Source organism: Paraburkholderia sp. J12, from assembly GCF_905220215.1.
Taxonomy (GTDB): Bacteria; Pseudomonadota; Gammaproteobacteria; order Burkholderiales; family Burkholderiaceae; genus Paraburkholderia.
Genome location: NZ_CAJMZC010000003.1, coordinates 202,038 through 215,178 on the forward strand (window position 1 = coordinate 202,038; position 13,141 = coordinate 215,178).

At 68.3% G+C, this 13,141-nt stretch carries 11 protein-coding genes; 7 read left to right on the forward strand and 4 right to left on the reverse strand.

Annotated elements, in window-relative coordinates:
- Positions 1-165 precede the first annotated feature (165 nt).
- A complete protein-coding gene (locus U5760_RS09645) occupies positions 166-2,205 on the forward strand; it encodes a VTT domain-containing protein (RefSeq protein ID WP_322011324.1) in 2,040 nt (679 codons plus the stop codon).
- Between the two features lie 87 nt (positions 2,206-2,292).
- Here U5760_RS09645 and U5760_RS09650 read toward each other — a convergent pair whose 3' ends face one another.
- The gene (locus U5760_RS09650) at positions 2,293-2,553 is read right to left on the reverse strand and encodes a hypothetical protein (protein WP_322011326.1); all 261 of its coding nucleotides are present in this window, start codon (positions 2,551-2,553) and stop codon (positions 2,293-2,295) included.
- Positions 2,554-2,766: 213 nt separating this feature from the next.
- On the opposite strand from U5760_RS09650, the gene U5760_RS09655 reads away from it, so the two are divergent.
- The 5 genes from U5760_RS09655 (at position 2,767) to U5760_RS09675 (ending at position 7,518) form a co-directional block, all read left to right on the forward strand.
- Positions 2,767-3,849 carry a Dyp-type peroxidase gene (locus U5760_RS09655; protein WP_322011328.1) on the forward strand — a complete coding sequence of 361 codons (1,083 nt, stop codon included), beginning with the start codon at positions 2,767-2,769 and terminating at the stop codon, positions 3,847-3,849.
- A complete protein-coding gene (locus tag U5760_RS09660) occupies positions 3,842-4,642 on the forward strand; it encodes a family 1 encapsulin nanocompartment shell protein (RefSeq protein WP_322011330.1) in 801 nt (266 codons plus the stop codon). Before U5760_RS09655 ends, U5760_RS09660 begins: the two co-directional genes overlap by 8 nt.
- A gap of 255 nt (positions 4,643-4,897) precedes the next feature.
- Positions 4,898-5,218, forward strand: coding sequence for a pyrimidine/purine nucleoside phosphorylase (locus U5760_RS09665; protein WP_322011332.1), 321 nt, complete (start codon positions 4,898-4,900; stop codon positions 5,216-5,218).
- Positions 5,219-5,445: 227 nt separating this feature from the next.
- Positions 5,446-6,801 carry a chloride channel protein gene (locus U5760_RS09670; protein WP_322011334.1) on the forward strand — a complete coding sequence of 452 codons (1,356 nt, stop codon included), beginning with the start codon at positions 5,446-5,448 and terminating at the stop codon, positions 6,799-6,801.
- Between the two features lie 108 nt (positions 6,802-6,909).
- Positions 6,910-7,518: a flavin reductase family protein gene (locus U5760_RS09675; protein WP_322011336.1), complete on the forward strand. Its 609-nt coding sequence runs from the start codon at positions 6,910-6,912 to the stop codon at positions 7,516-7,518.
- A gap of 46 nt (positions 7,519-7,564) precedes the next feature.
- Here U5760_RS09675 and U5760_RS09680 read toward each other — a convergent pair whose 3' ends face one another.
- The 3 genes from U5760_RS09680 to U5760_RS09690 form a co-directional block, all read right to left on the reverse strand.
- Positions 7,565-8,719 carry an enoyl-CoA hydratase/isomerase family protein gene (locus U5760_RS09680; protein ID WP_322011337.1) on the reverse strand — a complete coding sequence of 385 codons (1,155 nt, stop codon included), beginning with the start codon at positions 8,717-8,719 and terminating at the stop codon, positions 7,565-7,567.
- A 23-nt stretch (positions 8,720-8,742) separates the two neighbouring features.
- Positions 8,743-10,446, reverse strand: coding sequence for an AMP-binding protein (locus U5760_RS09685; protein WP_322011339.1), 1,704 nt, complete (start codon positions 10,444-10,446; stop codon positions 8,743-8,745).
- 209 nt (positions 10,447-10,655) lie between these two features.
- Complete coding sequence (locus tag U5760_RS09690; protein ID WP_322011340.1) at positions 10,656-11,789, reverse strand: acyl-CoA dehydrogenase; 1,134 nt, start codon at positions 11,787-11,789, stop codon at positions 10,656-10,658.
- A 317-nt stretch (positions 11,790-12,106) separates the two neighbouring features.
- Here U5760_RS09690 and U5760_RS09695 point away from each other — a divergent pair, with 317 nt between their 5' ends.
- On the forward strand, positions 12,107-13,120 hold the full coding sequence (locus U5760_RS09695) for an AraC family transcriptional regulator (RefSeq protein ID WP_322011727.1): 1,014 nt from the start codon (positions 12,107-12,109) through the stop codon (positions 13,118-13,120).
- Positions 13,121-13,141: the final 21 nt, after the last annotated feature.

Below are 13,141 nucleotides of genomic sequence, written 5' to 3' on the forward strand. Positions count from 1 at the left end.
CGACTCGCAGTTGATCCCGCAGGTGGTCCCGCTGTTGATCCCGCAGTTGATCCGACACTCAGTCGCACATCCAGCGCGGCGCCCGGGTATATTGCGCACTACGCGCATCGCCCGCCCCTGGTTCAGGGCATCGCGCCCCTGCCCGCCACCCAGCCCGCCACGTCGATGGAGCACGCCTACGCCCACCTGATGCACCTGCTCGCCGCGCACGCGGGGTGGACGCTTGCATTCGTCCTGGTCGCCGCGTTCCTGGAGTCGCTCGCGCTCGTCGGCACCTTCATTCCGGGCAGCACGGCCATGTTCATCGCGGGAGCGTTCGCGGGGACGGGCGCGCTGAACCTCGGCTGGCTGTTCCTCACCGCGATCGCCGGAGCCGTGGCCGGCGACGCCCTGAGCTTCTGGATCGGCCACCGCTACCGCGACTCGCTCGCGCAGATGTGGCCGTTCTCGCACTATCCGGCCATACTCGAAAAGGCCCAGGCCTACTTTCGCAAGCATGGCACGCGCAGCGTGATCCTCGCGCGCTTCATCGCGCCGCTGCGCGCCGTCGTGCCCATCGTCGCCGGCATGGCGGGCATGGCGCCCATGCGCTTCCTGGCGATGAACCTCATTTCGGCGCTCGTCTGGGCGCCGGCGCACATCCTGCCGGGCGTGGTGTTCGGCGCCTCGTTGCAGATCGCGGGCGCCGTGTCGTTCCGCCTCGTCGTGATCGTCCTGATCCTCGCGCTCGCGGTCTGGCTCATCTGGCGTTTCGTGCGCATCCTGCTGCTGCACGCCGATGCCTGGGCGAGCGCCTCGCGCCGCAGGGTCGCGCGCTGGGCCGAGCAACACGAAGGCGCGGCGGCACGGCGCCTCGCGCGCGCGCTCGACCCCAAGCAGCCCGCGCTCGGCGCCCTCATCGTGGTCACGGGGCTCGTGCCGGTGGGCGCCGCCGTCTTTTCGTACGTGCTCGACAACGTGCTGCACGGCGACCCGCTCGTCCAGGTGGACCAGTCGGTGCGCCAGTTCATGCACTCGATCCACGCCGTCTGGGCGGACACCGTGTTCGCGCGCGTGGCCACGCTCGGCAGCAATCTCACGCTCGCCGCCATCATCCTCACGGTCACGGTCTGGATGTTCTTCGAGCGGCGCTGGCGCACCATCGCCTACTGGATGATCGCGGCCGCGTTCTCGCAGATCGTGATCCTCGCGATCCGCCTCGCGGTCCATCACGCGCCGTTCGCGCGGCAAAGCGTGGACGCCTACGTGTTCCCGAGCGACCGCGTCTCGTCGATGGTGATCGTCTACGGCTTCCTGATGTTCCTGCTGGTGCGCCGCGCCAGCATGCTCGAAGCGGCGCTCGTGGCCGCGCTCGGCAACGGCATCATCGTGGCCGTGACCTTCGCGGGGCTCTACTTCGACCGCTTCCTGTTCTCCGATGCCATCGGCGGCGCGGCCCTCGCGTCGATCTGGGTCTCGGCCGTCGTGCTGCTGTCGTTGTGGCGCTATCCACAGCGCCCGCCGCAGCGCAACTTCATGCCGCCCGTCGTGCTGGCCGTGCTTGCCGGGGCGTTTCTGCTGCAACCGGGCGAAGTGCCGCCGAGCGTCGGGCCCGCCGAGGCGCCCCCCATGGTGGTTTCGCAGATGGAGTGGAGCGACACGCTGTGGCGAGACTTCGCGTGCTACCGCTTCGACATGAAAGGCGAGCGCCGCGAACCGATGACGCTGCAATGGGCCGGCAGCCCCGACGATCTGCGCGCCGCGCTGCGCGACGCGGGCTGGAGCGAGGGCGCGCAGTTCTCGCTGCGCAACGTGCTCGCGCTGGTCGCACCGCACGTGGACGTGATGACGCTGCCGCTTTTGCCCAAGCTGAACAACGGCCTGCCGTCCCCGCTCATCTTCTCGCGCGCGCTGGCGCTGACCGATCCCCAGCATCCGGACGGCAGGCGCGACGTGCTGCGCTTCTGGCCCACGGGCTACGCGCTGCGGCCCGAGGGCGGCGACGCGACGGTGCCGATCTGGACCGGCTCGCTGATCCACGAGCGGCTGCGCCGCGCATCCTGGCCGTTCAACGTGCTCGTGAGCTATCCCGACGAAGACGGCGTCGAGCCCGACCTCGCGGCGCCGGGCCACCCCGCGCCGTGGCGCGTGCTGCGCGTGCCGGGCGCGGTGGGCTGCGAAGGGCGGCCAGTTACGCTGATTACCTCTTCCAGCACAAACCGCTAAGCGCGGAGCAGGGTTGAAGCCGCGGAGTTCGCCGCAGCGCAGCATCGCGTTGCGAACCCAGCCGCGGGCATTGCCGCCCGCCGCGATCTAGGCCCAGCCGCCGCTCGCGTGGAAGTGGTCGATGCGCCTGCGGGCATCGGCATAGGCGGCGTCGAGCGCGGCATCGGCGCCCGTGTAGTTGCGCATCATGTCGTGAAAACGGATGCTCTGTCCGTCCAGATGGGCGTCGGCGCCATGCCGGCAGATATAGCCGCTGTAGTGGAACAGCGGTTCCGGCGAGCGCGGCCCGAACGCGGGAATCGGCAGCACCCAGACCTCGAAGCCTTCATGCTCGGTGTGATCCCACATCATGTGTCTCCCCCCGGGTGTCCCGGTCCTGACATGCGGTTATCCTCGCACGATGCCCGCTCCACCTGCAAACGCGGATTGTCCCAGTTAGCTAAACTATGCGCTCGCGAGGCCGCCATGCTATTGCGGCGGAACCGGGCCTTGCCGTTGACTTGCCTCTGCCACACCTTTGCCACGCTTTTGCCACATACACGTCCAGCCAAACTTCAGACCATGACGCCGTCTTCCGCCCCGCCCGAATCCCAGGCCGTCTCCACCTCCGTCACGAAGAGCGCGTTCTTCATCGTGGTGACGGTCAACGACGACGCCGCGGCCCGCGCCACCGTACGCGCCTGGTGCGCCGACGTCGCCAACCTCACGCGCGCCGTCGGCAAGCGCGTGCCGACGGGCAACCTCAGCTGCGTGGTGGGCTTCGCCTCCGACGCCTGGGACAAGCTCTTCGGCGAACCGCGCCCGGCCGAGCTGCACCCGTTCCGCGAGTTCGGCACCGGCGAGCGCGTCGCGGTGGCGACGCCCGGCGACATCCTCCTGCATATCCGCGCGGACCAGACCGACCTGTGCTTCGAGCTGGCCTCGCAGCTGATGAAGCGCCTCGACGGCGCGGTCACGACCGTGGACGAAGTGCACGGCTTCCGCAACTTCGACATGCGCGCCATGATCGGTTTCGTCGACGGCACGGAAAATCCGGTGGGCAACGAAGCCGTGCACTTCACGGTGATCGGCGAAGCCGACCCGGACTTCGCGGGCGGCAGCTACGTGCTCGTGCAGAAATACCTGCACGACATGAAAGGCTGGAACGCGCTGCCGGTGGAGGCCCAGGAGCACATCATCGGGCGCACCAAGCTGGCCGACATCGAACTCGAAGAAGGCGTGAAGCCCAGCTGGTCGCACAGCTCGCTCACCACGCTCGAAGACGCCGACGGCGACGAGATCAAGATCCTGCGCGACAACATGCCGTTCGGCCGCCCCGGCCAGGGCGAATTCGGCACCTTCTTCATCGGCTATGCCCGCTCGCCGCAGCCCATCGAGCAGATGCTCGAGAACATGTTCGTCGGCAATCCGCCCGGCAACTACGACCGCCTGCTGGACTTCAGCCGCGCCGTGACCGGCACGCTCTTCTTCGTGCCGTCCGAGCCGCTGCTCGAAGCGCTGGCCGGGCGCGACCCCAGCACCGCACAGACAGTGAGCAGCGCTGGCAGCAGCGCCGCAAACGAATCCGAAACCGTCGCCGCAGCAGTATCCGGCGACGGCTCGCTCGCCATTGGATCTCTCAAAGGAGCCCCCCGGTATGAATAACCTCCATCGCGAACTGGCGCCCATCTCCACGGCGGCCTGGTCGCAAATCGAAGAAGAAGTCGCGCGCACCTTCAAGCGCTCGCTCGCAGGCCGTCGCGTGATCGACGTGGACGGCCCCGGCGGCGCCGATCTGGCCGGTGTGGGCACCGGCCACCAGAACGGCATCGAGGCGCCGCTCGACGGCATCCGCGCGCGCCAGCGCGAAGTGAAGGCGCTCGTCGAACTGCGCGTGCCGTTCGAACTCTCGCGCGAAGCCATCGACGACGTCGAGCGCGGCGCCGAAGACTCCGACTGGCAGCCGGCCAAGGACGCGGCCACGCGCCTCGCCTTCGCGGAAGACCGCGCGATCTTCGACGGCTACACGGCCGCGCAGATCACCGGCATCCGCCAGGGCAGCTCGAACCCCGTGCTGCCGCTGCCGGCCGACATCGCCGACTACCCCGCCGTGATCGCCAAGGGGCTGGAGCAGTTGCGCCTGCAAGGCGTGGATGGCCCGTACACGGTGCTGCTCGGCTCGGACGCCTATACGGCCGTGAGCGAAGCGAGCGACCAGGGCTACCCGGTCCTCGAACACCTGCGCCGCCTCGTGAACGGCGAGATCATCTGGGCGCCGGCGATCGTGGGCGGCAGCATCCTCAGCACGCGCGGCGGCGACTTCGCGTTCCACCTCGGGCAGGACCTGTCGATCGGCTATCTGAGCCACGACGACAAGAGCGTGCGCCTGTATCTGCAGGAGAGCTTCACGTTCATGCTGCTCACGAGCGAAGCTTCGGTGGCGATCAAGCCGGAGTGATCGCGCCGGCCCGGCGGCCGGCCGCATGACGAGAGGGGCGCCGCGTGCGCCCCTCGTGCGTTTTGCGGGGCCTGGGTGGCCCGTATTCCGCCCGTATTCCGCTCATATCCTGCCCATGCCCCGCCGTGGTGCACTTGGCCGGGCCCAACGCCGGTATCATGGCGGCCTCGCGCCAGGGGCGCGCCCGGGCGCTCCGCGCGCGGCACGCCACCGGCGCCAGACGCTCCAATCACGATGACTCAGAGGAAGACCGCCATGACGGCCGCAACGCAATTCGACCAGGTTTCCGTTGTCAAACGCGCCAACGTGTATTTCGACGGCAAGTGCGTCTCGCACACCGTGCTGTTCGCCGACGGCAGCCGCAAGACGCTCGGCGTGATCCTGCCGGGCACGCTCAACTTCGGCACCGATGCCCCCGAACTCATGGAAGTGCAGGCCGGCAAATGCCGCATCCGCCTGGAAGGCAGCAACGAATGGCAGACCTACGGCGCGGGCGAGACGTTCCCGGTGCCGGGCAAGAGCCGCTTCGATATCGACGTGATCGAGACGCTCGACTACGTTTGCAGCTATCTGTGATGCGCCGCGCGGGGCATCTTCCCCGCATCGGCCGCTGATGGCCGCGCTGGTGGTCGCGCTTATGGTCGCGCTTATGGTCGTATAAAAGGCCCGACCGCTGCCCCACACGCCCGCCCGGCACGACGCCCGGCGGGCGTGTGCGTTTTCGGACGCGTGCATCGCCACGAGCGCACGGCCCACACGCGCTCGCTACAATGAAACGCGCCCTGCCCACCGGATTCATCGCCATGTCCCAGCCCCGCCCCGAAGCCGACCGACCGCCTCCGCGCAGCCCGCTTGCCACGCTCGCCGTGGTCACCGTGCTCACGGGCATCGGCGCGGGACTCGGCGGCATGCTGCTCGCGATGCTGCTGCACGAAATCCAGCACGTCGCCTATGGCTACAGCCAGGCGCACATCATCAGCAGCGAGAGCTTCCTGCAGGGCGTCACCGGCACCACGCCCGCGCGGCGCGTGGCCGTGCTCGTGGTGTGCGGCCTCGTGGGCGGCTTCGGCTGGTGGGCGCTCTATCGCTACGGGCGGCCGCTCGTGAGCATCAATGCCGCGATCAAGCCCGGCGGCGCGCGCATGCCGCTCTTCGCCACGACCGTGCATGCGCTTCTGCAAATCGTCACCGTGGCGCTCGGTTCGCCGCTCGGGCGCGAAGTCGCGCCGCGCGAGATCGGCGCGGCCTTCGCCACCTGGATTTCGAAGTCCACGGGGCTCACGGCGGCCGAGCGCCGCGTGATGGTCGCGTGCGGCGCCGGTGCTGGCCTTGCCGCCGTGTATAACGTGCCGCTGGGTGGCGCGGTGTTCGTGCTGGAAGTGCTGCTCGGCACCTTCGGCTGGTCGGTGGCGATCCCGGCGCTCACCACCTCGGCCATCGCGGCCGTAGTCGCGTGGATCGGGCTCGGCGACGAACAGCAATACCGCGTGCCGTTCTATACGATCAACGCACAACTCGTCGTTTTCTCGGTGCTGTGCGGGCCGCTCTTCGGCGCCGCGGCGCACGGCTTCGCCCGCATGACGAGCCGCGCGCGCGACGCCTCGCCGAGGGACTGGCGTCTGCCGCTCTACTCGGTCGCGAACTTCGCGGGCATCGGCCTGCTGGCGATCGTGTTTCCGCAACTGCTCGGCAACGGCAAGGGTCCGGCGGGCCTGAGCTTCAACGACGACCTCGGCATCGGCCTGGCCGCCGCACTGCTCGTGCTCAAGCTGCTCATCACCACCACGAGCCTGCGCGCGGGCGCCAAAGGCGGCCTGCTCACGCCGGGAATCGCAATCGGCGCGCTCTTCGCGATCGTGATCGCCGGGCTCGCGAACCATGTCTGGGCCGGCCTTGCGCCCGGCGCGTTTGCGATCGTCGGCGCGGCAGCGTTTCTTGCGGCATCGATGCAAATGCCTGTCACGGCCGTCGTGCTGATGCTCGAATTCACGCACGTCAACTACGACCTCGCCATTCCGATGCTGCTTGCCGTGGCCGGATCGGTGGCGACGCTACGGCTCATGGCGCGCACGCAAAGTCCGGCGAAGCCGCGCAGTGAAGCATCCTCGGCCCGTGCGGACAACACGGCGGCTCCCGCTACGCGCGAAACCCTGGATTAGCAGGCGGCGGGCGGCAGGCCCGCTGCGCACGCCGTATCATGGCGCCTACACGCCGCGCGCCATGTTTCCAGTGCTTCCAGCGCGCAGCCCGATCACGAGGACCCTCGCATGACCACCGAAAATTTCCGCGCCGATGTCGATCTCGCACGCTGCACGCGCCTGCTCAATCACGGCCCCGTCACGATCATCACGAGCCAGCACGGAGACCGCGCGAACGTGATGTCCGCCTCGTGGGCCATGCCGCTCGATTTCGATCCGCCGAAGGTCGTGGTGGTGATCGACAGCCATACGCTCACACGCAAGCTCGTGGAGGAAAGCGGCGTGTTCGGCCTTCAGTTGCCGGGCGTGGCGTTCGCGCAGCAGACGCTCGCAGTGGGCACGAGCAACGGCGTCGAGCTCGACAAGTTTGCGGCGTTCAAGCTGGAAACCTTTCGCGCCCGGAAGATTGACGTACCCATGCTCGCCGCGTGCACGGCATGGCTGGAGTGCAAGGTGATCCCCGACGAGAGCCAGCGCTACGACCTGATTCTGGCCGAAGTGGTGGCCGCCTATGCGGACAGCCGGGCGTACTCGAACAATCGCTGGCACTTCGACGCCGCGCCCGAACTGCGCACCTGCCACTACGTGGCGGGCGGCACCTTCTTCGCGACGGGCGAGCCGTTCGAAGTGCAGGCCACGCCCTCGGCCGTGACCGAGAGCAGCGCGCCGCCGGCCTGAACGCCGCGCGGCGCGAGCCGCCGCGAATCGCGCATCCCGCCCGCGATCAGGCGCCCAGTCCGGCCAGCGGATGGGCGTCGCCGGACCACGGCGAGGCGAGGAAGTGCTGCACGCGCGCGGGTCGCAGTTCGGCCAGCGTGGCCGGCACCCAGTGCGGCGTGCGGTCCTTGTCGACGAGATGCGCGCGCACGCCCTCGCAGAAGTCGCCCTCCCCGATCGCCCGCGTGACGATGCCGAGCTCCATACGAAAGCACTCGGCGAGCGTCATTTGCCGGCCGCGCAGCAGCGCCTCGCGCGTGACTTCGAGCATGGTGGGCGAATAGTGCGTAAGCGCATCGAGCGTCGCGCGGCGCCAGGCCTGCTCCGCCTCGGGGGCGTCCGTTTCGCCGGCCAGATCTGTTTGCAGCGCGTGGACGATCTGCTGCACGGTTTGGTCGCTTTCGAAGTAGCGGGCGATCAGCGGTGCGTTCTGCGCCAGCGCGCCGGCCTGTGCGTCATGCCCCGGCGCATCGAAGACACGGCGCAGCGCGGCGCGCACGTCGCCTTCCATCGATGCCTGCGCGAGCCGCGCCTCGAAACCGTCGAGCCATTCGCCCGGCACGCAGAGATCCGCGAGCCCGCAATGCAACGCATCGGCGCCCGTTAGCGTCACGCCGGTCAGACCGACATAAAGCTCCGTTTCCACCGGCATCACCGAAAGAAAATGCGTAGCGCCCACGTCGGGCAGCAGGCCGATGCGCGTCTCCGGCATGGCGATCTTCGTGCGCGAGGTGGCCACCCGCAGCGTGGCCGCCTGGCCGAGTCCCATGCCGCCGCCCATCGTCACGCCGTCCAGCAGCGCGACAAGCGGCTTCGGGAACGTGTGCAGCGCGTAGTCGAGCTCGTATTCGTCGACGAAGAACTGCCGCCAGCCCGTCTCGCCCAGCATCTCGCCGTGCTGCGCCGCCTGGTAGATCGCGCGCACGTCGCCGCCCGCGCAGAAGCCCTTCGGGCCGGCTCCGTTGAGTACCAGTGCAACGATCGCATCGTCGGTGCGTACGCGCTCGAGCAGCGCGGCGAGCGTGCGCACCATGCCGTGCGAGAGGGCATTGAGCGCCGCGGGCCGGTTCAGCGTGACGATCGCGACGCGGTTGACCACGCGAAATAGCACTTCGGCATCGGCTTCCCGTGACGTCTCGACGGCAGCCGGCGTTGCATTCATTATTTCGTTCTCCATGTCAATTTTTATCGAAGCTCGGGGAAGTCCTCTTCCCAGTACTCGTCGGGCATGCGCGCCATGTCGGCGGTGCGTTCCATTTCGCGGCGGCGCAGCTCGACGCGGCGAATCTTGCCGGAAATGGTCTTCGGCAACTCGCTGAACTGCAGGCGCCGGATGCGCTTGTAGGACGCGAGCTTGTCGCGCGAAAAGCGGAACACTTCGCGCGCCAGTTCGGGACCGGCCTCGTAACCCTGGCGCACGATCACGAACGCCTTCGGCACCGAGAGACGCAATGCGTCCGGGCTCGGCACCACGGCGGCCTCGGCAATCGCCTCGTGTTCGATCAGCACGCTCTCCAGTTCGAACGGGCTCAACCGGTAGTCGGACGACTTGAACACGTCGTCCGCGCGGCCCACGTACACGTAATAGCCATCGTCGCGGCGCATGGCGACATCGGACGTGTGATAGTAACCGTTGCGCATCGCGTATTCGGTGGCCTTTGCGTTGTTGGCGTAACCCGTCATCAGGCCGAGCGGACGGTGCGCAAGCGACAGCGCGATTTCGCCTTCGGCTGCGGGCTGGTCGTCGGCATCCACGAGTTCCACGCGATAGCCCGGCAGCGGCCGCCCCATCGAGCCGGCCACCACGGGCTGGCCCGGCGGGTTGCCCATCTGGCAGGTGGTTTCGGTCTGGCCGTAGCCATCGCGGATCGTGATATCCCACGCATGGCGCACGCGCTCGATGATCTCCGGATTGAGCGGCTCGCCCGCGCCGACGATCTCGCGCAGCTTCACCGGATACGAGGCGAGCGGCTCCTGCACGAGCATGCGCCACACCGTGGGCGGCGCGCAGAGCGTGGTCACGCCGCACTGCACGAGCGCGTTCAGCGTGTCCTTCGGCACGAAGCGCGCGTAGTTGTACACGAACACGCACGCCTGCGCATTCCACGGCGCGAAGAAACAGCTCCACGCGTGCTTGGCCCAGCCCGGCGAGCTGATGTTCCAGTGCACGTCGCCAGGTTGCAGGCCGATCCAGTACATCGTCGAAAGATGGCCGACCGGGTAGCTCTCGTGCGTATGCTCGACGAGTTTCGGCTTCGAGGTCGTGCCCGATGTGAAGTAGAGCAGCAGCGGGTCGCTCGCGCGCGTGGGCGCATCCGGCTCGAACGCGGCACTCGCCTCGTAGGCGCGGGCGAGATCGATCCAGCCGTCGCGCTGCGCGCCCACGGCGATACGCTTCACGCTCGCGTCGAGCGCGTCGAACTTGGCCAGTTCCGCGCCGTCCACCACGACGTAGCGCGCGCCGCCCGTCTCCACGCGCTCGCGCACGTCGTCGGGGGAAAGCTGCGTGGTGGCCGGCAGCACGATCGCGCCGAGCTTCATGGCCGCGAGCATCACGTCCCAGAGTTCGGCGCGATTGGGCAGCATCAGCAGCAAACGGTCGCCGCGCGCCACGCCCTGTTCGCGCAGGAAGTTCGCCATGCGCGACGAACGCTCGGACATCTGCGCGAAGGAGAGACGCAGGCCGCCGCCCGCCGGGTCGTCCACGATCCACAGGGCCGGGTTGTCGTTGCCGCGCGCCATGACGTCGAAGTAGTCGAGCGCCCAGTTGAACGTGTCGAGCTTCGGCCACGCGAATTCGGCGTAAGCACGCGCGTAGTCGGTGCGATGGCGCAGCAGCAGGTCGCGGGCCGCGAGGAAGGCCTGTGCGCAAGGGGAATACACGGTCATCGTTGTCGTCTCCTGTCGGCCAGGGTTGGCGTGTTGGCCAGAGTTAGCGTGTCGGCCAGAGTTAGCGCTTTAGCGCTTACTCTAGCCCCATAGCGCTTACTCTGGCCCCATGCTGCGCAGCCGTCAGGCTGGGCAGCACGCATGCAAACCGAGGGGGCACTTTTGTGCGCTATTTCAACGCATCACTTTTACTTCGCCCTACTAACCACTCAAAGCTGCCGGGCAATCACCATCCGCTGCACTTCGCTCGTGCCTTCGTAAATCTGCGTGATGCGCGCATCGCGATAGTGCCGCTCCACCGGATAGTCGTTGAGGAAGCCATACCCGCCATGAATCTGGATCGCGTGCGAACAGACTTCCTCGGCCATTTCGGATGCGTAAAGCTTGGCCTGCGAAGCCTCCGAAAGACAGGGCTTGCCGAGCGTGCGCAGCTTCGCCGCATGATGCACGAGATGGCGCGCCGCGTTGATGCGCGTCTGCATGTCGGCCAGCATGTTGGCCACGCTCTGGTGACGGATGAGCGGCTCGCCGAACTGCACGCGCTCGTGCGCATAAGTCCGCGCCGCATCGAACGCCGCGCGCGCGATGCCGAGCGCCTGCGCCGCAATGCCGATGCGGCCGCCCTCCAGATTCGAGAGCGCGATCCGCAGGCCCTCGCCGCGCTGGCCGAGCAGGTTCGCCTCGGGAATCGCGCAGTTTTCGAGCGCGATCGGGCAGGTGTCGGAGGCGCGGATGCCCATCTTCTTCTCGGGCGGACCGACGTTGAACCCCGGGGTGTCGGTGGGCACGATGAACGCGGAAATGCCGCGCTTGCCCACATCGGGATCGGTGACGGCAAACACGATCGCCACGTTCGCGCGCGAGCCGTTGGTCACGAACTGCTTGTTGCCGTTGAGCACCCACTGGCCGTCGCGCAATTCGGCGCGCGTGCGCAGGTTGTTCGCCTCGGAACCCGCCTGGGGCTCGGTCAGGCAGAATGCGCCGATCAGCTCGCCGGCGGCGAGCTTGCGCAGATAGCGGTCCTTCTGCGCCTCGTTGCCGTATTGCAGGATCGGGCCGCACCCGACCGAGTTGTGAACACTCACGAGCGTCGCGCACGATGCGCAGCCCGCGGCGATTTCCTCCATCGCGAGCGCGTAGGCGACGTAGTCGGTATAGGAGCCGCCCAGCTCCTGCGGCACGATCATGCCGAGAAAGCCCAGCTCGCCCAGCTGCGTCACGACTTCGGCGGGCAGTTTGCTGTCGCGGTCCCATTGCGCCGCGTTCGGCGCGAGACGCTCGGTGGCGAAGTCGCGCGCGGCGTCGCGGATCATGCGTTGATCCTCGGTGTAAAACTCGTCCATCTGTGTCCCCTTCCTGTCTCTCGTCCAGAGTGGGCGCGTCGAGGCCGGCTCCGGTTCCCTGCCCATCGCGGCAACACGGGCCGCCGTGCTGCGCCGCGACACGAAAAACCGTGACGCGCGTGCCTTCCACTGTCGCGCCCCGCGGCTCCGGCCGCAAGGCTTGTGAAAAGTGTAGGGATCCGCGCGCCACCCTTCTATGTCCGCCGCGATCAAATTTTCTGATCGGATTTACCATATCGACTCTGATAACGCCTTCTGGAGCGCCTTCTTTGCAACACGACAAGCCAATCAAGCTGAGCGAAAAAGGCACTATCGCGATGAGCCTCGTGACCGAGACGCTCGCGCTGGCGCGCTCGCGCGGGCTCGACACCGCGCCGGTCGTCGAAGCGGCGGGCATCGCGCAGACCGCACTGGCCTCGCCGCGCGCCCGCGTGAGTGCGGCGCAATACGGCGCGCTGTGGTCCGGCATCGCCCGCGCGCTCGACGACGAATTCTTCGGCCAGGACCCGCACGCCATGAAGAGCGGCAGCTTCGTCGCGATGACCCACACGGCGCTCACCGCGCGCACGGGACGCCACGCGTTGCAGCGCGCGGCCGGCTTCATGCGCCTCGTGCTGGACGACCTGGCCGGTCACGTGGAGATCGACGCGGCGCGCGCACGCATCGTTTTCATCCACCGCGCGGGCACGCCGGTGCCGACGATGTTCGCTTACGCGACCTGGTTCATCCTCGTGTACGGGCTCGTGTGCTGGCTGGTGGGGCGGCGCATTCCGCTTCTCGCGGCGCGCTTTCGCTGCCCGGCGCCCGCCGCCGTGGAGGAATACCGGCTGATGTTCTGCGACGACATGGCCTTCGGCCAGGCGGCGTCGTACGTGGATCTGGCGCCCGGCTTTCTCGACCTTCCGGTGATCCAGACACCGGCCTCGGCGCGCACGTTCCTGCGCAACGCGCCGGGCAGCTTCGTCGTGAAGTATCGCAATCCCGGCTCGTTCGCGGCACGCGTGCGGCGCGCGCTGCGCGCACTGCCGGCCGCCGCATGGCCCGACGCCGACGCCCTCGCGCGCCGCCTGAACGTCGCGCCCGCCACGTTGCGGCGGCGGCTCAAGCAGGAAGGCCACAGTTGCCAGTCGATCAAGGACGCCTTGCGCCGCGACCTCGCGATCGCGGCGCTGGCGGACCCGGCGCGCACGGTGGCGGACGTGGCGGCGGCCGTGGGCTTCGCCGAGCCGAGCGCATTTCACCGCGCATTCCGCAAGTGGACGGGCATGCGCCCGGCCGACTATCGGCTGGCCCGCCAGCGGGAGGCGGCGCAGCGCGGGACGGCAGACTAACAGGCGGGAACGTGGGGGCGC

Coding starts and splice junctions, on each gene's coding strand:
- U5760_RS09645 (WP_322011324.1), top strand. CDS start 166: ATGGAGCACGCCTACGCCCACCTGATGCACCTGCTCGCCGCGCACGCG.
- U5760_RS09650 (WP_322011326.1), bottom strand. CDS start 2,553: ATGTGGGATCACACCGAGCATGAAGGCTTCGAGGTCTGGGTGCTGCCG.
- U5760_RS09655 (WP_322011328.1), top strand. CDS start 2,767: ATGACGCCGTCTTCCGCCCCGCCCGAATCCCAGGCCGTCTCCACCTCC.
- U5760_RS09660 (WP_322011330.1), top strand. CDS start 3,842: ATGAATAACCTCCATCGCGAACTGGCGCCCATCTCCACGGCGGCCTGG.
- U5760_RS09665 (WP_322011332.1), top strand. CDS start 4,898: ATGACGGCCGCAACGCAATTCGACCAGGTTTCCGTTGTCAAACGCGCC.
- U5760_RS09670 (WP_322011334.1), top strand. CDS start 5,446: ATGTCCCAGCCCCGCCCCGAAGCCGACCGACCGCCTCCGCGCAGCCCG.
- U5760_RS09675 (WP_322011336.1), top strand. CDS start 6,910: ATGACCACCGAAAATTTCCGCGCCGATGTCGATCTCGCACGCTGCACG.
- U5760_RS09680 (WP_322011337.1), bottom strand. CDS start 8,719: ATGAATGCAACGCCGGCTGCCGTCGAGACGTCACGGGAAGCCGATGCC.
- U5760_RS09685 (WP_322011339.1), bottom strand. CDS start 10,446: ATGACCGTGTATTCCCCTTGCGCACAGGCCTTCCTCGCGGCCCGCGAC.
- U5760_RS09690 (WP_322011340.1), bottom strand. CDS start 11,789: ATGGACGAGTTTTACACCGAGGATCAACGCATGATCCGCGACGCCGCG.
- U5760_RS09695 (WP_322011727.1), top strand. CDS start 12,107: ATGAGCCTCGTGACCGAGACGCTCGCGCTGGCGCGCTCGCGCGGGCTC.